Here is a 19235-nt window from a genome sequence, read left to right as displayed (position 1 = left end):
ATTACCGTGATGAGAATTCAGAGGAATAGGACTGCAGAATGGTAATTGGTTACACACCGCTGGACCCGTTGGTCGTTCTTATCGGGACAGCGCTCGCGATCTGGTTCCTCGCCAAGGCTCCAGTACGACTAATGGCTTACTTACCCACCGCACTCAGCCTGTATTTCTTCATCCCCCTCTTCACACTCCTGACCCTTTGGCAAACAGTTCCGATCCTTCTAACCATGCGCGTGTTTCTTCAGGGGCGCTTAAAAATGGCCCCTTCCGTAAAACCTATTTTCGCTTTTGCCATTATGGCCTTCGTCCTCTCGGCCACGCTTACAATCATAGCTGGATCAGACACGACACGCGCCCTAATTCGAATCATTTACTACCTTGGCATTTTCGCCATGTTCTCTTTTTGCTACGAAATGGGCCGAAAGCCCGATGCCTATCGCCTGCTCCTCAAAGGTCTTGTCGTTCTAGGCGTCATTTATGCGACCTATGGATTTTATCAGATCGTCGCAGACCGGATCGGCCTCCCATATCGCGGTATTTTACGCGGCACCTCTGCGGGTGATGTAGCCTATGAGTTTGGCTTTGTGAGGATCAATAGCTTGGCAAACGAGCCCAAACGACTGGGCTATGTTATGTTTGTTTGCGCACTGGCCTGTTTTTTCTATGTGCCGCCCAAAAAATCAACGGCGCGGTGGATGAAATGGATTGGTCGAGGCATTTTCTTTATGTCTTTGTTCACCTTTTCCGGTTCCTACATGATGACTATTGTTATCTTCGGTGCAATTGCTCTGTTGCTCTACCCCTCCCAAGCGACCAAATTCTTTTTCGGCAGCATCATCATCTTCGCGATTTTAATCGCAGCTTTCCCAGACATCGGGGTCCTTGACGCCTTCCAAGTTGGATATGAACGCAGAGCCCTTGAATTCGAGGCTGGAATAGACGCACGGTTTGTCTATCGGCAGGAATTCTATGGGTGGGACTATCTCAATAATCATCCCCTTGCTGCCATTTTTGGCGTCGGAATTGGGCAGTATTTCACCGCCCTTAATCAGCAATACGGGTTAGGTGTGGGCTTCACCGAGTTTGGTGGGTTGGCCCCAATGAATTCGACGTTTCTTGAACTTCTTTTTGATCTCAGCGGCGTCGTCGCGGTGTTCTTCTATCTCGCAATCGCGGCCCTTATCTGGAAGTTATACCAAGCCAAAGAGGTATTCCTCTGTCTTGCTCTGCTATTTGTGACGGTGCAGAGTTTTACAATCCTGACCCTTCAATTCATGATCCTTTTCGCAGGTGTCGGCATCGCACGCCTAGAGCAAATGCGTTCAGAAAGATTAGTGGCTGTGACCCAATCCCTGGAGGTCTCGGCATAATTGTTGGACGTACTTTCAGGCGTTTGGGATTCAACGCCGACCCCGAAGATGTTCGTGGCCATTGTATCAACACGACTGGTTGTATTTGTTGCTCCCAGAGCGGAATGAATTTCAAGAGCTTTGCCATTTAAAAATAGTAAGGAAACCTCAATTGATTGCAGAATCCGACATAAGACCGCATATCATTAGCCTCAACCAAAGTTTCCACCGCAAGCATCTCCATAGATTTGGTAATGGTGTCGGCTTTTGCTCAGAATTCAACGATACGGCAAACGTTCTCACAAGATGTTTGGCGGAAGAGCTTCAATTCTGCCAAGAGATCATAACACGCCCCCAAGGTGTTTCAACAATTCGAGGCTGGCAGGACTACTTCCTGCCGTTTTGCCAAGAGCTATCTACTCCCCTGCAGGGCTTGAATACAAAGGCATTGGCGCGGCGGAAGTATGCAGCAGTTCGCGCCCTCACACGCGGCCTCCTTAAGCTATCGACGGGATGCTCTTCCTTTATGTTTGATGCCATTGAACGAGGAAAGCCGCAGGAAATCACCATCAAGTCTCTCAATTATTCTGGCCAGTTCAATGTTGTTCTAGCTGCGGTATCGCGAGCGATTTGGAAGTTTAATGCCAGCACGCAGTCGGAAGTGGATGCAATACGCGAAATGTTTGGATTTTCGTCTGTTGATATCGCCCTGCACATTCGGCGCGGAGATAAGATTTCTGAATTCAACTATGTACCACTCGAAATGTATGTCGAGGCGCTTGAGCCGTATCGCTCATCCGGTAATTCTCTTTTTATTGCGACGGATGACACTACAATCGTTGATGAAATGAAGGCGCTTTTGTCTGGCGATTTCACTATCCTTTCTGCTGCAGAGATGAACGCTGATCAACAGAAAAAAAACGTCGGTTATGACCAGACAACCTTTAACGATTTGCCCCCAAAAATACGCCGCGCAAACATCATCTCTTTCCTCGTTGAAATGGAAATCATGCGCACGGCTCAAGTATTAATTGGCACTTCGAGTTCGAACGTTTTTATCACTCAACGTGGCTTACGGGATAACAAGTTGACCATAAATCTAACAAAAGATGCGTGGAATGATCGGGAGAACTGGAGAACATTCTAGAGTATCAATCCCCCTCGTTTCTCAACACCATTCCCTCGACTCTGTGGTGGAAGTCTATCGGTTCAAACATCCCTTCGCTAAAGTGTTCCCACGCACCAACTCCATCATGCGATAACGTTTTTCGAGTTCCTTGAGCATCACCCTTGGCGTATCACACGCTCTCAGCTAAGGATGCAGAAGGAACAAGTTCAATGCCGCCCATTATTTCGGGCGTTTTTACTGATTGAAAGAAGCGATTTTTATGACTGTTAACAGGGAAAAGGTAGACCTGCTCCTGAGTGCAGCAATAAGTAATCCCCGCACAGAGTGGCCGCACGAATGGCGCGACTCGGACTCGTCGATCGAAAACCTAACGATTGAACGCGCTTTGTATCACGGCATCGCGGGTGTCTTGATTGCCCCTCAGTTGCAGCTTGAAAATTGGCCGCAGCGCATCCTTGACGCGCTTCTCGCACAATCTCGCGCACAGGCAATGTGGGAACTTCGCCACAGGAGTATCGTTGCACACCTCATTTTGGAACTGACCGCGCAAAAGGTAACGCCGATCCTCCTGAAAGGAACGGCCCTTGCCTATGACGTTTATGACGAGCCGTATTGGCGTCAGCGTGGCGATACCGATATTCTTGTTCGGGATGAGGATCTGGCGCAGACAAGGGAAACGCTGCGAAATTGCGGATTTAAAATGGCGGCGTCTATGACCGCAACGCATGATCCTAGCAGCCTGCAAGAGCCGTGGGAAAAGGATCTCGGCAACGGGCATGTTCACGAAATTGATCTTCATTGGCGGGTCATGAAAGGGTGGGCTTTGGGTGACCTGTTCACCTTTGAGGAAGCCCTCCGTCAGAACCACCACTTGCCTCGCCTATGTAAAGGCGCGATGTCATTTGGGCCTGTTCTGGCCCTTTTACATGCTTGCGTGCATCGCGCACAGCATATCAGCAGCCCTTATTATGTTGATGGTGTTAAGTATTTCGGCGGTGACCGCCTTATCTGGCTAAACGACATTCACTTACTGGCAGCGTCCCTGTCTTCTGACCAGTGGGATGAGCTTTGCGATCAGGGCGAGGGAAAGAGCGTGGCCGAAATTTGTTATGTCGCGCTGAAAACCGCAGAAAGGCTACTTGGAACGCCCATTCCTCCGCAGGTTATGAGCCGAATGGAAGCCTCCGCGCAAATAGAGAGCAAACCTGGAAAATATCTGTTGCGGTCAGAACCAACACGGCAGGTGTGGTACGATTTTGTTGCCGTTCCAGGCGGGCGGAAGAAAATAGCTTTCATCAAGTGGAGGCTTTTCCCACCTGAGACCTTTATGCGCGCCAAATACCCCGATATGGCAGAGCGTAGTTTACCATTCCTTTATGGGCGACGGATGCTACATTTCTTCCGCCGCCGCGAACAATAGAGACGAAAATTCATGGTCCTACGAAAACTGCTCCCGTTTGCCTATCCGTTTCGCTATCCGCTTATTTTGGTAGCACTGCTTATGCTTTTGGAATCGGTCGCGACCTTGATCATCCCTTGGCTGGTAGGACAACTTGCGGGTGGAATTCTCGCTGATGAAACAATTTCTATCGGGTTGATTGTTATCCTTCTGATCGCTTTGCTTGGCTTGCTTGGGCTGCTCAGATTTACGACCCAAATCTTCTCGGGTCGAACCGCTGAACGTTTTCTGGCGGAAATACGCGTCAGTGTTTTTGGCCATTTGCAAAAGCTGCCGTTGGCCTTTCACCAAAAAGGTCGGCAAGGCGACGTCCTTGCGCTCATGACCAATGAGCTGCCACAGCTTAGTAGTTTCATTACCGGAACCTTGGTCAGCATCCCGCCCTTGCTCCTCACCACCCTAGGGGCCATCGTTCTGATGTTTCGGATTGATCCTATCCTCGCCCTCCTCGTTCCCGCCATTGTGCCGGCTTTTTATATCATTTTGAAGGTGATTGGCCGCAGGCTCCGTGGGTTGGCGCGTATGGCGCAACATGCAGAAGCCATGGCGGTCGGCCTTGCTGAAGAAGGCTTGGAAATGCTGCCAGCAGTAAAGGCTTTCACCCGCGAAAACGCCGAGTTGAATCGGTATAAAGCACAGATAGATCAAGTCCTGACCATAAACCTACAAGAAAACCGCATTAACGCGGCACTCGGTCCGATTGTCCAATTTGTGGCGGGTACGGCGGCGGTTTTGCTCCTTTTGTTTGCCGGTCTAAGCCTTCAAACAGGGAGTATGACGACGCCCGAAATGTTCAGCTTTCTGCTTTATGCCGCAATACTTACCCGCCCAGTGGGCACACTCGCCAATGTCTATGGGCAAACACAGACCGCGCGCGGTACATTGGAACGCCTGCTGACAGTCCTCAATGAAAAACCTGAGGCAGGCTATGCCGAGCCCCGCGAGATTGAACAAACTCAAGGGGATATTGAATTTCGCGGGGTTTCATTTGCCTATCCTGACCGCCCAGCGATCCTAAAGGATGTAAGCCTTCACATAGAATCTGGCGAAACAATTGCTTTGGCGGGTGAAAATGGCGCGGGGAAAAGCACCTTAATCAGCCTTTTGGTCCGGCTTTTTGATCCAGATACGGGGACTGTCCTCCTTGATGGCTGCGATATTTCCAGCCTAAATTTACTATCCCTGCGTCAAAAAATCGGTCTTGTCCCTCAACGCGCCTCGCTTTTCAACGGTTCCATTCGCGACAACATCGCCTATGGCCTTGAAGGCGCAACCGACGCAGATATCAACAAGGCGGCGCGTTTGGCCCAAGCCTATGACTTCATAACGAAATTGCCCGACGGGTTCGGCACTGAAATTGGGGATCACGGCGTGCGCCTGTCTGGTGGCCAGCGCCAACGCATCGCCCTCGCCCGCGCCTTCCTAAAAGACCCGCAAATTCTCATTCTCGACGAAGCAACTTCGATGTACGACATTGAGGGTGAGCAAGCGTTTATCGAAACCTGTGGGGATGCGCTCAAAGATCGCACGGTCATCCTGATCACCCACCGCACCGCCAGCCTTACCCTTGCGGATCGCGTGTTGTGTCTTGTCGATGGTCGGATCGTGGAAGAAAACGGAAAACTCACATGAGCGGTATTTGCGGTTTGATTTCTTTGGATGGCGCCAACCCTAAACCCGAAGACCTCGCGGCTATGGCAAAGGTGCTTGGCCGCCGTGGCCCGGACGGCACAAACCTTTTGCAACTGGATACTGCGGGCCTCGGCCATACCCTCCTTGCCACCACGCCCGAGTCCCTTTTCGAAACTTTACCGTATCGCGATACGGACAGTGGCGCCACGATCACGGCCGATGTGCGGCTCGATAATCGGGAGGAGCTCCTCGCCAAACTTGCCCTAGATGGCCAAACTGCAACGATCGGGGACGGCGAACTTATCCTGCGGGCTTATTTGGCATGGGGCGACACGTGCCTAGATCATCTGCTTGGCGACTTCGCTTTTGTAATTTGGGATCCGCGCAATATGCGTCTGTTCTGTGCGCGCGATCAACTTGGGGTGCGACAGCTTATTTACTACCATCAACCCAACAAGGTTTTTGCTTTTGCAACAGAGCCCGCTGCGATTCTGGCCGTTGATGCGATGCCTCGGGACCTCAATGAAGGGCGTATTGCAGATTTCCTCTACGATGATTTGGAGGGGATCGACTTCACCAGCACCTTCTATGAACAGCTTTTCCGCTTGCCGCCAGCACATAGCCTAACGCTTGACGAAAGCGGTCTTGCCCTTCGCCGCTACTGGACCCTGACACCGGGGCCGGAACTAAAACTGCCGTCCGACGAGGCCTATGCAAAAGCGTTTCTCGACGTCTTCACCAAGGCGGTACACTGTCGGCTGCGCTCCCCTACCCCCGTTGGCTCGATGCTCAGTGGCGGCATGGATTCAGGCTCCGTGGTGGCTGTGGCCAGTCGGCTTCTGGCCGACGAAGGTCTTGGCCCTCTTGAAACGTTCTCTGCGGTTGGCCCCGACCCTGAAACCTGCGTCGAGACGAAGGCAGCTTATGCTGCGATGACAATGCCCGATCTCAATCCACATGTGACGAACTATGCTGAGCTTGGATCACTGATGCCGGAATTGTTAGATTTAACCCAACGGAGCGAAGAGCCCTTCGATGCACATATGGTTTTGCCCCGTGCCGTCTATTTAACGGCGCACCGTGCGGGTATCAAGGTTATGCTCGACGGCGTATCGGGCGATATCGTCTTAGGGCACGGAATCCAAATCGCACGACTTCTTCGCGCGGGAAAATGGCGGCAAGCCCTGCAGAATGTTCGCGGCGAGAAACGGTTTTGGGGGCATCCATTTCCAATATGGAAAACACTGTTGCATCCGGCATGGACAGCCTTTGTGCCAAAACCAATTCGCCGAAAAAGGCGTCGCCTCCTTGAAGCACGTGAGCGGCGGCAATCCACAGACACTTCGCTCCTCCACCCTGATTTCGCCCGCAAAGTCAGGTTTCCCGAAAGGTTGCACACCTATCAAAAAACGTTCGGAGATATGGACAAATCAAGCGCCGAAGACCGCGCGGACTTGATCGTCCACCCCCACCTCGCAGTTGCACGCGAACGATATGATCGGGTGGCGTCCTGTGTTGCAATTGAACCCCGCGATCCCTTTATGGATTTGCGGGTGGTCGATTTTTGCCTGTCATTGCCAGCGAATCAACTCTTGTCCGATGGTTGGCCCAAGATGATCTTGCGACGAGCTATGGACGGACAGCTTCCCGACCAAGTACGCTGGCGCCATGGCAAACAACATCTAGGAGGGGATTTCACACAAACAGTCTTCTCAGGCGCTTCAAACACGCGGCCCCTGAATGCCCGCTCGCCCCATGCGTTGGGACAATTCATAAAACCGGAGATAGTCTTGGAAGCTGGACAAGGAGAGCGGAAAGATGATAATGTTAACGAAAGGTTAAATATTATTTACTTTGCGAATTGGTTTCGGATACAGGTGTACGAGTAAATAGTTAAAAAATTAAGATTCAGGATGAAATTTATGACTAACGGAAAAGATTTTGGCAGTATTCATGTCGAAGAAAAGTATTTGGCTCCTAAGCTGCATGTCTATGGCGGCTTGGTTGAGTTGACGGCCTCCGGATCTGGCACTCGATCGGAAAGTTCCTTTGGTAACATCTGTTCAGATTTCCCAAATATTAACCCGTGTACTGGCCGAAAGCCCTAAGAAACCTGCCAGTTCGCGGCTAATTTCGCTTATTGCTTCTGCCCCAAATTATCACCGAATCCATTGCATTCGCTTTGCGTATAATGTTAAGTATCTTTATTAGAGGTACTTAACCTTTTTCTGATCGCCGAAAACGATCTCTATTGCGAGCTACAGCTGATGGCAACGTTCAACGAACCAGACACTGATACGGTAAAAGAAACATATGCGGCACCGAGCGTCGTCATTTTGGGTAACCTGGTCGAACTGACGGCCTCGGGTTCCAATCAGCGACATCCAGAAAACAACGGTCAGCCTGGCCCTCTCCGTAATAGACCCTAAAGTTTCTCCCGTCTGCCGGATTGTTTGTGCGGTATTTTGATTTGAAGTAAAAATTCTTTGTGTATTTTGTTGTCTCGAAAAGTTTCAAATGAGAAGCGTTGATGGTTTTGGCAGTTGGACCGTAATTCAGCAGAGCCAAGACCCATCCGCCGTAAAAGCTCCCCCCCCTACTGATTTATGGAATGACGGAAGCGGGTTGTCCGTTGCGATAGCCGAACGCTATGGCGCTTCAACCTATGAAGTTCGGTTTTGGGATCAAGCCACGGTAAGCGTGTCCTTCACCAAGCGCGAAATCCTACTTTTTTCGCCCAATTCAAAACCGCTTCCTCCCGAGACTGCCAACCATTTCTTACAAGACCAAGTCTTTCCACGCATCCTTGCGCATCAGGGCGACCTTGTCCTGCATGCTGGCGCCGTCGAAAGTGACGGAAACGCGTTAGTATTTTTGGGCAACTCTGGGCGCGGTAAATCCACCCTCGTTGCCAGCTTTCAAAACAGCGGAGCCGTCCTTTTGGGTGATGACGCCATTATCGTCTCACAGGTAGACAATGTGTTCCACGGTAAGGCCGTCTACCCCAGCCTAAGGCTCCTGCCCGACTCGCTCGCGGAACTCTATTCCGAACCTCCCGACTCGACCGCGATTGCCAATTACACATCAAAGCAAAGTGTCAGCGTTCCCACACCCTCGAATACTGAACAATCGCCGGTCCCCATCGGAGCCTTCTTTTTTCTCGGACCAGAACCCGCAGGCGGCAGCATCACTTTCCGCCGAATGAGCGTTGCGGAGTGCTGCATGGGTCTGATCACCAACAGTTTCGCCCTCGACCCAACCGACAAAACGCGCGCGCACCAAAAAATGATGGACGCGAGTTCTTTGGCCAGCAAAGTTCCCGCCTTTGAATTGTTCTACCCCCGCGACTTTTCTAGGCTGAGCGAGGTTCACCACGCCCTCACAGTTCAAATGCAAACCCTGAGCAAGGCCGCACCCGGTTTTGTTGCCCCAACGGGCTAGATGTGAATACACTGTTTTTTGCGAGCCCCGCCTTACGCGGCCTCAATATTTGCGGGTGATATTTTTCTTTATAGCCATTACAATGATGAAATTAATTGTTGCATAATAATGCTACCTAAAGGCCGAAAGGGGCGAGGGACTGAAATGATCAAAAACTTCAACTTGGCCACGAAACTAGAACGAAGCCCGCACGCGGTTTGCAGTAAAGTCGGGGAAGAGACCGTGATTTTACACCTAGAAAACGGCACCTATTATGGCCTCGATTCCCTTGGCACACGCGTCTGGGAACTGCTCGAAAAGGGCACAACTGTGCCTGAAATATGCAATGCTCTTTTGCCCAAGTATAAAGTTTCCGCCGGCATATTGAATGCCGATATTACTGCTTTCGTTTTAGAAATGCGCTCGCATGATTTGGTCTTTACCGATCAAACTTGATCTCGGAGTATACTGTGAAAAGCGACGATTCACCCCCTCAATTACGTACAAGAAAAATGCGCCGGGCGGTGGGGTTTTCGGCGGGTCAATGGCTTGATATACTCCGAGCGGTCTTTGAACTCGCCCTCGGCCGCATTCATCTGACATCAAAATCCCCGCGCGCGTTGTTGGAAATGGCTGGTAAGCGTGGCGACCCTATTGAAAATTCGCACAAAACGGGGGCCGTCGACGTGGTTATTCATCGCGTATCTTGGGCCATTGCGGTGGCTGCGGGAAACGTACCATGGCGGTCCGATTGCTTTGTTCAGGCGATGGCCGCGCAACGTTGGCTGAATCGATCGGGGATAACGTCGGAACTTTTCATTGGTGTGCGCAAACGGGAAAACGCTGCTTTTGAAGCGCATGCGTGGCTCCGCCATGCCGATATAACAGTTACAGGCGGTGACTTTAGCACATTTATTCCGCTGGCAGGTCCAGAAACGTGGAATGGGTTAAACAATACTTCTCCCGCCCACCGATAATACGAAGGACACAAACTGGCGGTATTTTACTCCCCTGCAACTGCGATATGCAGCCGCTTCTGTGCCCCATTATTGCTCCGCGCTTTACACTCGACCCAGCTGTTATTTGATAATAACGCTCAACTAACGGCTTTGCGACATTTCTAGCATTATTGATGGTGTAGATTGGTACGGTGTGTAATCTGTAGGAAAAGAAGTTACGCACATAAACATTCGAGGTTTTCATTGAGTACCACAGCAATTCTACATGTAGGAACCCCTAAGACCGGATCTTCTACCATTCAAAGAAACCTTTTTAACTGCGTGAAACGCTGATGGAGAATGGGATCCTTATTCCGGAAATTTCTGGGCGAATGATCAATCAGGAAGAAATATTAGAAATTTTCAGCGGAAAGAGCGATGGCGGAAACGCTAAAAAGCTACTTTCCAAGATATACAATAATGTTCGAAAGCTTAGCCCGAAATATGTCATTTTTTTTAGTAAAACATACATTCGAAAGAGATTCTGACACCTTAAGCCGCGTGCGCCGCGCCGCACTCTGCAACTCGATTTCGTCTAGATCGGACCAACAGAAAACCGCACTTTGGTGTGAACCACTCGACAAAAATCATCTGTCTGCATTGAACCGAGGGGACCTTCGGGGAACGACAATTACGAAATCTTTAATTGCCGAATGCGAGACGAGTAGCTAAACGGCCCAAAAAATCGGGGCCACTTCAGAGGTCAATCAGCGGCGCTCGGGGGGGGTAAGACGAGACAGGCAGTTGGAATATATTTCTTCAGTGCCCTCTCCGTACATCTCAAAAATTCTTTCCAGCTCGGATACATTTTCGATATAATGGCTCAAAGGTTTGTTAAGCTTTTTAGTATCGTCATGCGGTCTCTTAATGCTTGCGGACACTTTGAATTTTCTGGCCAAATCATCAATTACTTCAGTGGATGCTGTAAAATCCTCATAATAACTGACTGAATAAGCTCGGTGAAGTTTGTTTAGAAGGCTTTTATATCTTTCAAAAAAAGCGACACTGGTGTGAGAAAATTTCTCAAACTCATCAAGGCTGATCTTAATTTTTATGTCTTGGTATCCCAAAACCTCTTGGTCAGCATCGGCTTTAACCCGCCAGACCTTCGATTTCATCGCATGTTTATAGCTAATATATTGAGCAAGTTTGTTTCTACGCTCAATTATCAAATACTTCATTTCCGGAAACTTTAACGGGATGTCATCCAAGAGACCCACATTATGTTCTGGGAATATTTTCATTAAGACGCCAACCGCTTGAGGCTTAAACGTGTCCTTGGTGACCAACATTCTAAACTTGTCGATCATGCATTCCCTAGAGACATCTTTTCCAGTCAAAAAGCTAATTACACGCGGCTCATCTAGCAGTAAATTACTTCCGCCAAGTATAGGGCCACCATTATTAAATGGTTCGTTTAAAACAGAAAGACATCTATCTTGTGCAAACTTGCGAATAAAAAAGTTTGTCCCTGATCTTGGCTGAGCAACCATGAGGATTTTATTAAAAGTCATTGCCGTCCACCTATTCAAAAACCGTGAATTCCATCAACTCATTGAGAATTTTTCGCAGTTCGTTTGGCGTCTCTGGAACCGAGAACTTAACCTCTTCCGTAAATGAAGGGTGACTTTTCAAAGTATTTCCTTCGATACATTTCCTCTGAATCACCTCAATCGTACAGTGTTTTTCAAAGTGCTTGAGTGCCAAGTCTGAATGGGTTTTAAGCCAAGCGGGGTCTATCCCACGTGCGATTTCAAATAGTTCTTCGGGTACGGCCCAACATGGGGCTTCCCGATAAGCCATATCTGATACATTCATCATTGGGTGCAAGTAGCTATCATGATTAATTATTGGAATTCCACAAGACAGAACCTCAATAGAGGTCTTCCCCCCAGCAATTGGGAAGGACTGAAGGAATACGTCCACGTTGTTATCCAACAGGTACTTTCCCAAATTTGGAACGCGAGGCTGTACTTGGAAAGCGTCTTGATCAATTGAGTGTTTGGCGAGGGCCTTTCGTATATGATTAACGACACCCTCTGAGATATCACCAACGTGCAGATAGCTACAGCCAGTCTTGTGAATGAGTTCTGGAACTACGTCTTTGAATTGATAATCGTAAGCTTGCTCAATTTTATATTTTCGAACACAGGCGCTAGCGAACTTTAGAGTTTGCCCTGTTTGCTTTTTACTAATCACTCTTTGAGTCACATGGCGCGTAAATGCGGGAACATAAACTCTTTGCTTGCTTGGTGCTAACTTTTTAAAGACATCCATTTCATATGGGCGCTTCGCTATTATCCCACTGACGGCTGGCGAATATTTACCGATGCCAATCCCATGGTCCAAACTATTTATAAGGTATATGCTTTCACAGTGCTCTTTTCGGATCCCACCCAACAGGCTCACGTCATGATGACTTGGGTTCAAGAACACTAATGATGGGTTTATCCTAGATAAATGGTACGTTAGCCAAGCTGTTTTTTCGAGCAAGCCCGTATCCGTACAAATTACCAACTGAATTCTTGAGTCTACATAATCTCTTATGTCCCGACTGCTGCCCACCGTCTCGGTGGAAAACAGATAAACTTCTCTATCAGCCAAATAACACTGCGCAAAATCTAGAGTTTCCTCCATCATCCCGCCGCCGTTACTTGTCATGCCTGACATAACAAATGCTACGGGACCCAATTTGTCTTTGTTCGGTTTGGTTCTTGGTTGAATAGATAGCTGGTCTGCAATCAACCCGCCAATTTCGTAGCAAAGCGCATCAATTTCTGGAGTACATATTACTTTGCGAAAGCTAATTTTTTTCAAATTTGCATCAAAAGAGAGTGCTGAAATAAATTTGCGTAACAATGAGAGCGCTTCATCCAACATTCCCATAAGAATTAATGAACGAACTTGCTTCTCTAAATCCGTCACTGTTTTTATGCCATTGACCGAGCTTAGCTGAAACTTGTTTTTAGTAAAAACGTCCTGCGAGTTTAAACACACAGGCCTCTTGGAAATTGGGATGTAATTTCTAAGAGAGTTTACTTTCCAACCTACATATTTTTTTGCATTCTCTTCATCTTCAACCAGATCATACATTTCGTATTTTTCTAGTTTGGTATAAAGTCTCTCAATCAGTTTTATCTGACCCTCTTGGTTCAGCGAAGTCCAGATACCACCGCCATGATTATCATATACCGACATAGTTCTGGGAATATAGGCAATGTCACCATAGCGCGCATTTACATACATTCGAATAACATCGCCTCGGACCTCTCGAAATATTTCATGAGGATGCGATGATTTCGTGCTGGGGTCGTAAAAGTAGTTGCGAAACAAAAGGGAACTTGTGTGGAAATATGCCGCGCCTTGAACCAAATCGCTGTATGAAACGGGATTTAGCCTCGGTTCAGGGTTCGGATAAAAGCTTTCAGTCCCCCCCATTTCATCGCGCACAATCGTTCTATGCCCGCATCCAGCCAATTCAGGGTTTGCCTCCAAGAATTCTACTTGCAAAGACAATTTACCCCTATCAATCCAGTAGTCATCTGCGTCCAAAACGTGATAATAATGCCCGCTTGCGGCCTTTAAGCCGTGGAAAAATGCAAGTGCGTTTCCTAGATTTTCGTCAAGCTTCAAATATTTGATATTAAGAAATTGAGCCTGATTATTTTTTATCAACGATGATGCTAACTCGGCAGTCTTATCACTTGAACAATCATCAACAATAATCAGCTCAACGCCGAACCGTACGTTTTGATTTTGGATTGATTGAACTGCGCGTTCTAGAAATAATTGCTCATTAAAAACGGGCATTATTATAGATACTATCGGTCGAGTAGTCATTGCTGTCGGCCTTCCCTTATTTTTTCAAATACCTGAATCCAAAAAGGTTGGGCGCAATTGCTTCCAAGTCTGCTTAGGGCTGGGCATCTTTCAATGCCTTTAACATTGATTTATTCCAGTGTGAACGCTTTTGTCTCCTGAATCCTTCCGGAACTGGTGTTTTCAACTGACCTTAGGTTCCAGTGTAACAGTCGAAAATCACCGGACGGTGTGCTTAGGGGTACTGGCAATCCACCCATTTTAATTCGGCTGCTTTCTGTTCCATTGCGGGTGGAATGCCACCGATGCCTAAATTGGGTCGCTCGCGGCTGTAAGTCCCGAGCAATTGCGTTGCCTTGGTCTGCGCCTCCTCAATCGTTTCAAAGATGCGTTCTCGTTGCGTCGATCAGGTTTCGCTTCGGTCCGCTTCTGGTGCTTCTTCGCGGCATTCTCTTAGCAGCGATCAAGGCTGCTTGATCTATTCAGTTCGTCCCGTCTTACTTCTGTGTGCGAAATGTCTCCGACATTTCTGCGTTCGTGGCGCGCATGTGCTTTCAGCTTATTGAAGCCGATCCGTTGAATGTCGAGGGCTGCAACTGGTGTCTGCTTTCCCAAAGGTTGCGCCAGATCAGCTTTTCCTTGGGTGATTTGAAGAACGTTTCAACCAAGGAGTCGTCCATTACTCGGCAGGGTTATGGCCTACAAATGATCCCTCGGATCATCTCCTAAACGCCTCAACTTGAACACTTCCCTCTCCTCGCACAGCAGGCAGATTTCATCACTAATGCGATCGTTCTCCCGTTCCAGATTTTCATGAGGGCTCGACATCAAATCATCATGCTAGTGTTACTGAACCCACTTGTTCAGGATCGATAGCCCAAAACCCGAATTCACGGCGTCCAAGGAGTAAATAACTTCAAATAGAAAGGTTGAAACAACATTAATTTAGAGACTTGAAGCGGCTATGGCCGATCCGGTTTCGAACCTATTCTGTTGAATAACTCGAAGTTTTCACCGTGTGGCCTCTCAGGATAAATGGTTTCCACTTCTGTTTCTCACAGTGGCTCTGGCCTGGATTGGGTTTGGTGCTAGTTTGGCTAACTTTTTGAGGTTCTGGGCAGTTGCCGCGAGGATAAATTCGTCGTGTGCACCACATAGGCTACGCAATCTGAGCCGGCCCAAGCCGTGAATGCGTTTGAGATGGACGCATGACATCTCGACCTTTTTGCTCAGTTTGCGATCAACCACGAGCGACATCACGGGACGTTTCATAGGTTGAACGTTTCACTTTGCGCTTCGGCTCTTTTGGAGTGCAGCACTCTTTTAAGGCACACGCGTCACAGTCTGATTTTCGAGCACGATAGCGTATCGTTTCATCTTTGTGTGCGCCGGACCTCGGCGTTTCAAACGCACGACGATATTGTGTGAGCTCTTTACCGCCGGGGCAAATGTACAAGTCATGTTCAGTATCGAAGGTAAAATCAGCGCGTTCAAAGGCCCATGTTTTTGCCCCGATTTGTCTATGACGGGAATATGCGGCGCAATTGCGGGCTTCGCGACCAGCCAATCTAACATCGGACCTGAACCAAAAGCGGTATCCATTGGCAGTCGCAGCTTGCAGCGATGAGAGGGGCGGTTCTTGGAGAACGTGGAATGATCGGGAATAGGATCCGTCAGACCTAGCTTGCAGAACCAATAACATGCGCACCATTCGTTATGGCACAATAGAAGGACGACCCGTCGTACTGTAAAGCTCAGACGAATGTTGGCGAACACTGGACAAACCAATTGCCCGAAATACGTGGTCAGATGGAACGGGATCCTCAATCCCTCATATCCACAAGGAAGCTGATTCAGCCAAGCGCTCTCAAATCAAGAAGGGTTTTCCAACAGAATAAGACGTGAGCAGACCTTGACGGTCGTCGCCGCGATTTGGCTACTGAACCGCATTTTTCAAAATTATAAAAACATGAAGTTGTCGTTGTTAAAGAACTGAGTCCAGCTAATGGAATCATCGACATCCACCAGAATTCGTTCGTTTGTTTCCTGAACCATTACCGCAAAATGTTTATTCCCATCTATTGTGGTCTCCCAAGCAAAGAGATCATCAAGTGATCCAACATTATTGACGTTATCGAATTTTATTACATCAACTCCATTGGAAAAATCCGTAATCAAATCAAGTTGTGCATTCATTTGCGACCACGTTCCGTCGAGATTGTCCCAATCCATTAAATCACTGTTTGTGAATTCAAACGTATCAGCGCCATGTCCTCCGGTGAGGATGTCCGCCCCTTGGCCACCAATTATCCTATCATCACCGCTCTGCCCGAATATCACATCCTGACCTGCGCTTCCGTAAAGTCGATCATCACCATTTCCGCCGTAGAGTTGGTCGTTGCCGTATCCGCCGCCCAGCAGGTCATTACCGTCTCCGCCACCCAGCAGGTCATTACCCCCTTCGCCGATCAAGGTGTCGGCCCCCATACTGCCGTAAAGTCGATCGTCACCGTGTCCGCCGTAGAGCTGGTCATTGCCGGTTCCGCCGCCTAGCAAGTCATTACCGTCTCCACCGACCAGCAAGTCATTACCGTCTTCGCCGATCAAAGTGTCGGCCCCCATACTACCGTAAAGTCGATCATCACCGTGCCCGCCGTAGAGCTGGTCATTGCCGTATCCGCCGCCCAGCAAGTCATCGCCGGTTCCGCCTAAAAGGGTATCGTTCCCATCGTCTCCAAGGACGGTATCGTTGCCGCCGCCTCCCCAAATTCGATCATTGCCAGCGAAGCCGTGTGCAAAGTCGTCGTTCAGGCCGGCCGCGATTAGATCGTCTCCCGAGGTTCCCAGAATTTCGGCAAGCACGTCGGCGGCATCTACGTCGGTGTCATTGATTGTGACACCGTTCGTCGGCGAGAAACCGGCTGGAACGAAATTCTGTGGGTCGATGTATGGGACTGTTTCCAAGACAGAAAAGTCTGGAAGCTGGCTTTCAAGGAGGAAGTGACCTTCTTGGTGGGGGGAGTGCGAATCTCCGCCTCCACTCATACCAATGCGCGCACCTTCAATTGCATAAAAGATGTGACCACCTGAGGCTGTGTCGATTAGCAACCACTGCTGCGGTTGCGATCCCATGTCGTGATGGGCTCCGTTAAATTCGACAACGCGAATATTACTGGGCAAATTGTCGAAGTCGAGCAACTCTCCTTCAATACGAATTTCATCCCGGGACGCATCAAAATCCTCAATGCGGCCGACAATAACATCGGCAACGTTGTTGATGTTTTGAAAATTGAAAGTATCCGTGCCGCCACCGGAGCGCGCATGATGGCCATGCGAAAACTTTGTGATGCTTGAAAATTCTAAGTTATCCCAATGGTCATAGATATTATCGACACCCCCACCATAGGTATGGATTTGCGTTTTTCCATCTGTAGCGACATATGTTCTGGTTACCATTCCTGCCTCATACTCAAATTAGGTTGCATCACGCTCTATGGCCGCGAGCTCAAAACTCCTGAAGGGCCGGTGCTTAGACAACATTGCAACTTCGCAACGGCAGAGAGGTTTGATCACCTGCCGTACCGATGCATTCAATCATTCAGGAATGTGTTGATCAAAGACAGTGCTATAAGGAATAGCTACGCGACTCTAATGCTCACCTCACTGTACGAAGGGGTATTGGAGTGGCCCGAAAGGATACCAAAAAGGCCCAGATGAAGGCTTTGGATTGAGAATGTGCGCGCAGGGCAGAGTGAATTTTCTATTCTGTACAAACGGGCGCTCATTTTTGAATGGCTGACTTGAGTGCCTCAAGCGTTCGTGATTCAGCCAAAGAACCTGCTCACCGGATTGCCGAGTGGTGGTTCAATGCCGCAATTGCTGCGAATGTCCATTTCCCACGCGCCCTGTCAGTCAGAGCCGGCTTCCACGTTTGGCCGGTCATCTTTCAGTTTTGCAGAAAACGGCCGCTATCCGCCCTTTCAAACTCAGGAATGTTTCCATTTTAGAGAAAATTTGTATGGTGCTCGCAAACTGTGGCATTCCATAAGACGGGAAGGCATCGATTTGGCGCGCGACACTGTTGAACGTCTCATGTGTGACACTGGGATCGAAAGTGTTAGGCGCGGAAAGAAGATCAAGACAACTCTGCCGGACAAGGCGCTGCCTTGCACAATGGATCTTCTGAACAGGCCGCTCCGCGCAACCGTGCTAAACCAGTTCCAGTCTTTCAACTCATTTATGCAGCCCTTCGTTCAAATGCCAAGGAGCTTTTGCCTCCCCGCGATGAATGTCGGCGGCGTGGATTACAAAATCCATTGATGTGCTGGAATATTGCGCCTTCAGCCTGCCACCGCGTCTCTCATCGGTTTCTCCAAATTAATTCTGCCTTGATGGATTTGAAGAATGTTTCCGGCAGGGTCATGCGCAGCATGATCCCGAGAGGAGGAGCAATTCCCTTTGCCGCTCACGGATACTTTGAAGCCCTGTTTTGTCAGGCATTTCTGGCAATCATGCGATCAGGATTGCGAGCCACGATCCGTATGGTAAACGGGGTGGCCGCCGTAATGCCACGGTCATAGCCCACGCGCGTATTGCCAGATTTCGCTTCATGCGATTGCTGCCCGCTGCTCGGCCAATGACGCAGCGGGAATATAAAATGACCTGTACCAAGGCCGTCTTATTTGGAACCTTCAGCGTTTCATCAAGGATCCAGACACTAGTAAACGGCAAGCCGGTATGAATCCAACGGAAGACTGGATCATTGAAGAGGTTCCTGATCTCCGCCTTATTCCCGACGGCCTTTGGAACCGTGCCAAAGCCCGCCAAAAGGCCACCCGTAGTGAGGTCATCAGCGAAGGCGTTGTACGTGCCGAACGCGCAAAGCGCCCCAAACATCTGTTTTCAGGTGCATTGACCTGAGGAGCCTGTGGTGGCGGTTTCACCATTGTTTGGAAGACCTACTTTGGCTGCGCCAATGCCCGCAACAAAGGCACCTGCGGTAATCGCACCACCATAAAGCGGGAGGAGCTAGAGACCCGAGTTCTCGTAGGTCTCAAAGATCAATTATTGCATCCTGACCTCATCGCAGAGTTTACCCTCGCCTATGAAGCTGAGTTCCGCCATCTTACCAGCTCCATTAAACAGGACCGCTCCAAGACCGAACGGGACTTGGTAAAAGTGAACAAACAGATCGGCACAATCATCGAAGCCATTACCGATGGAATGTATCACCCCAGTTTAAAGATAAAGATGGATGAGCTCGAAGCGCGGAAAACGGAGTTAGAGGTGCAATTGCCAAACACAGAGGATGGGTAATCCCCCCATTTCTAATGGGGTGCGGCTGTAGAACTTACGCGGCCATTTTCAGTTTCTGGGCGGGGGTCATGCCGCCTATGCCCATATTCGGGCGGTCATTGTTGTAAGTCCATAGC

At 49.1% G+C, this 19235-nt stretch carries 16 protein-coding genes and 2 pseudogenes; 13 read left to right on the top strand and 5 right to left on the bottom strand.

The window, feature by feature from the left end; translation table 11 throughout:
- Positions 1-38 precede the first annotated feature (38 nt).
- From AB9F27_RS04830 to AB9F27_RS04790, 9 genes are all read left to right on the top strand, one after another.
- Positions 39-1367, top strand: coding sequence for a hypothetical protein (locus AB9F27_RS04830; protein WP_335586368.1), 1329 nt, complete (start codon positions 39-41; stop codon positions 1365-1367).
- Positions 1368-1518: 151 nt separating this feature from the next.
- Entirely contained in the window at positions 1519-2493 is a 975-nt protein-coding gene (locus tag AB9F27_RS04825; RefSeq protein ID WP_335586369.1) for a hypothetical protein, read from the top strand.
- A 241-nt stretch (positions 2494-2734) separates the two neighbouring features.
- On the top strand, positions 2735-3895 hold the full coding sequence (locus AB9F27_RS04820; RefSeq protein ID WP_335586370.1) for a nucleotidyltransferase family protein: 1161 nt from the start codon (positions 2735-2737) through the stop codon (positions 3893-3895).
- 12 nt (positions 3896-3907) lie between these two features.
- Positions 3908-5566, top strand: coding sequence for an ABC transporter ATP-binding protein (locus AB9F27_RS04815; protein WP_335586371.1), 1659 nt, complete (start codon positions 3908-3910; stop codon positions 5564-5566).
- Positions 5563-7455, top strand: a complete 1893-nt coding sequence (locus AB9F27_RS04810) for an asparagine synthase-related protein (protein ID WP_369757594.1) — start codon at positions 5563-5565, stop codon at positions 7453-7455. The genes AB9F27_RS04815 and AB9F27_RS04810 overlap by 4 nt, the downstream gene beginning before the upstream one ends.
- 33 nt (positions 7456-7488) lie before the next feature.
- Positions 7489-7674: a hypothetical protein gene (locus AB9F27_RS04805; protein ID WP_335586373.1), complete on the top strand. Its 186-nt coding sequence runs from the start codon at positions 7489-7491 to the stop codon at positions 7672-7674.
- Positions 7675-8083: 409 nt separating this feature from the next.
- Positions 8084-9007: a hypothetical protein gene (locus AB9F27_RS04800; protein ID WP_335586374.1), complete on the top strand. Its 924-nt coding sequence runs from the start codon at positions 8084-8086 to the stop codon at positions 9005-9007.
- A gap of 144 nt (positions 9008-9151) precedes the next feature.
- Positions 9152-9442 carry a PqqD family protein gene (locus AB9F27_RS04795; RefSeq protein ID WP_369754910.1) on the top strand — a complete coding sequence of 97 codons (291 nt, stop codon included), beginning with the start codon at positions 9152-9154 and terminating at the stop codon, positions 9440-9442.
- A 56-nt stretch (positions 9443-9498) separates the two neighbouring features.
- The gene (locus tag AB9F27_RS04790; protein WP_335586376.1) at positions 9499-9963 is read left to right on the top strand and encodes a lasso peptide biosynthesis B2 protein; all 465 of its coding nucleotides are present in this window, start codon (positions 9499-9501) and stop codon (positions 9961-9963) included.
- A 728-nt stretch (positions 9964-10691) separates the two neighbouring features.
- On the opposite strand, the gene AB9F27_RS04785 is transcribed toward AB9F27_RS04790, so the two are convergent.
- From AB9F27_RS04785 to AB9F27_RS04775, 4 genes are all read right to left on the bottom strand, one after another.
- Complete coding sequence (locus AB9F27_RS04785; protein ID WP_335586377.1) at positions 10692-11498, bottom strand: Stf0 family sulfotransferase; 807 nt, start codon at positions 11496-11498, stop codon at positions 10692-10694.
- A 10-nt stretch (positions 11499-11508) separates the two neighbouring features.
- Positions 11509-13794 carry a glycosyltransferase gene (locus tag AB9F27_RS04780; protein ID WP_335586378.1) on the bottom strand — a complete coding sequence of 762 codons (2286 nt, stop codon included), beginning with the start codon at positions 13792-13794 and terminating at the stop codon, positions 11509-11511.
- Positions 13795-15126: 1332 nt separating this feature from the next.
- A complete protein-coding gene (locus tag AB9F27_RS22230) occupies positions 15127-15579 on the bottom strand; it encodes a transposase (protein WP_407067045.1) in 453 nt (150 codons plus the stop codon).
- A 183-nt stretch (positions 15580-15762) separates the two neighbouring features.
- Positions 15763-17259 carry a calcium-binding protein gene (locus tag AB9F27_RS04775; protein ID WP_335586379.1) on the bottom strand — a complete coding sequence of 499 codons (1497 nt, stop codon included), beginning with the start codon at positions 17257-17259 and terminating at the stop codon, positions 15763-15765.
- A gap of 411 nt (positions 17260-17670) precedes the next feature.
- Between AB9F27_RS04775 and AB9F27_RS04770 the strand changes: the two genes are divergently transcribed.
- On the top strand, positions 17671-18123 hold the full coding sequence (locus tag AB9F27_RS04770) for an IS3 family transposase (protein ID WP_369757610.1): 453 nt from the start codon (positions 17671-17673) through the stop codon (positions 18121-18123).
- Here the strand turns inward: AB9F27_RS04770 and AB9F27_RS04765 are convergent.
- Positions 18041-18459: pseudogene (locus AB9F27_RS04765) on the bottom strand (DDE-type integrase/transposase/recombinase); the annotation flags it as partial. The gene AB9F27_RS04770 and the pseudogene AB9F27_RS04765 overlap by 83 nt on opposite strands.
- Before the next feature lie 81 nt (positions 18460-18540).
- Between AB9F27_RS04765 and AB9F27_RS04760 the strand changes: the two are divergent.
- The 3 genes and pseudogenes from AB9F27_RS04760 to AB9F27_RS04750 all read left to right on the top strand — a co-directional run bounded on the left by AB9F27_RS04760 (position 18541) and on the right by AB9F27_RS04750 (position 19119).
- The gene (locus AB9F27_RS04760) at positions 18541-18723 is read left to right on the top strand and encodes a hypothetical protein (RefSeq protein ID WP_335586947.1); all 183 of its coding nucleotides are present in this window, start codon (positions 18541-18543) and stop codon (positions 18721-18723) included.
- 12 nt (positions 18724-18735) lie between these two features.
- Positions 18736-18837, top strand: a pseudogene (locus tag AB9F27_RS04755) (hypothetical protein); the annotation flags it as partial.
- A 33-nt stretch (positions 18838-18870) separates the two neighbouring features.
- The gene (locus tag AB9F27_RS04750; RefSeq protein WP_369757593.1) at positions 18871-19119 is read left to right on the top strand and encodes a hypothetical protein; all 249 of its coding nucleotides are present in this window, start codon (positions 18871-18873) and stop codon (positions 19117-19119) included.
- Positions 19120-19235: the final 116 nt, after the last annotated feature.

It is taken from the genome of Falsihalocynthiibacter sp. CO-5D18 (assembly GCF_041205445.1).
GTDB classification, from domain to species: domain Bacteria; phylum Pseudomonadota; class Alphaproteobacteria; order Rhodobacterales; family Rhodobacteraceae; genus Falsihalocynthiibacter; species Falsihalocynthiibacter arcticus.
This window is presented reverse-complemented; position numbering and strand designations above follow the sequence as displayed.

What these genes read in the sequence shown, in the direction of transcription:
- AB9F27_RS04815 (WP_335586371.1), top strand. Translation starts at nt 3,908, where the DNA reads ATGGTCCTACGAAAACTGCTCCCGTTTGCCTATCCGTTTCGCTATCCG.
- AB9F27_RS04770 (WP_369757610.1), top strand. Translation starts at nt 17,671, where the DNA reads ATGCCGCAATTGCTGCGAATGTCCATTTCCCACGCGCCCTGTCAGTCA.
- AB9F27_RS04775 (WP_335586379.1), bottom strand. Translation starts at nt 17,259, where the DNA reads ATGGTAACCAGAACATATGTCGCTACAGATGGAAAAACGCAAATCCAT.
- AB9F27_RS04830 (WP_335586368.1), top strand. Translation starts at nt 39, where the DNA reads ATGGTAATTGGTTACACACCGCTGGACCCGTTGGTCGTTCTTATCGGG.
- AB9F27_RS04760 (WP_335586947.1), top strand. Translation starts at nt 18,541, where the DNA reads ATGAATCCAACGGAAGACTGGATCATTGAAGAGGTTCCTGATCTCCGC.
- AB9F27_RS04820 (WP_335586370.1), top strand. Translation starts at nt 2,735, where the DNA reads ATGACTGTTAACAGGGAAAAGGTAGACCTGCTCCTGAGTGCAGCAATA.
- AB9F27_RS04810 (WP_369757594.1), top strand. Translation starts at nt 5,563, where the DNA reads ATGAGCGGTATTTGCGGTTTGATTTCTTTGGATGGCGCCAACCCTAAA.
- AB9F27_RS04785 (WP_335586377.1), bottom strand. Translation starts at nt 11,498, where the DNA reads ATGACTTTTAATAAAATCCTCATGGTTGCTCAGCCAAGATCAGGGACA.
- AB9F27_RS04780 (WP_335586378.1), bottom strand. Translation starts at nt 13,794, where the DNA reads ATGCCCGTTTTTAATGAGCAATTATTTCTAGAACGCGCAGTTCAATCA.
- AB9F27_RS04800 (WP_335586374.1), top strand. Translation starts at nt 8,084, where the DNA reads ATGAGAAGCGTTGATGGTTTTGGCAGTTGGACCGTAATTCAGCAGAGC.
- AB9F27_RS04795 (WP_369754910.1), top strand. Translation starts at nt 9,152, where the DNA reads ATGATCAAAAACTTCAACTTGGCCACGAAACTAGAACGAAGCCCGCAC.
- AB9F27_RS04790 (WP_335586376.1), top strand. Translation starts at nt 9,499, where the DNA reads ATGCGCCGGGCGGTGGGGTTTTCGGCGGGTCAATGGCTTGATATACTC.
- AB9F27_RS04805 (WP_335586373.1), top strand. Translation starts at nt 7,489, where the DNA reads ATGACTAACGGAAAAGATTTTGGCAGTATTCATGTCGAAGAAAAGTAT.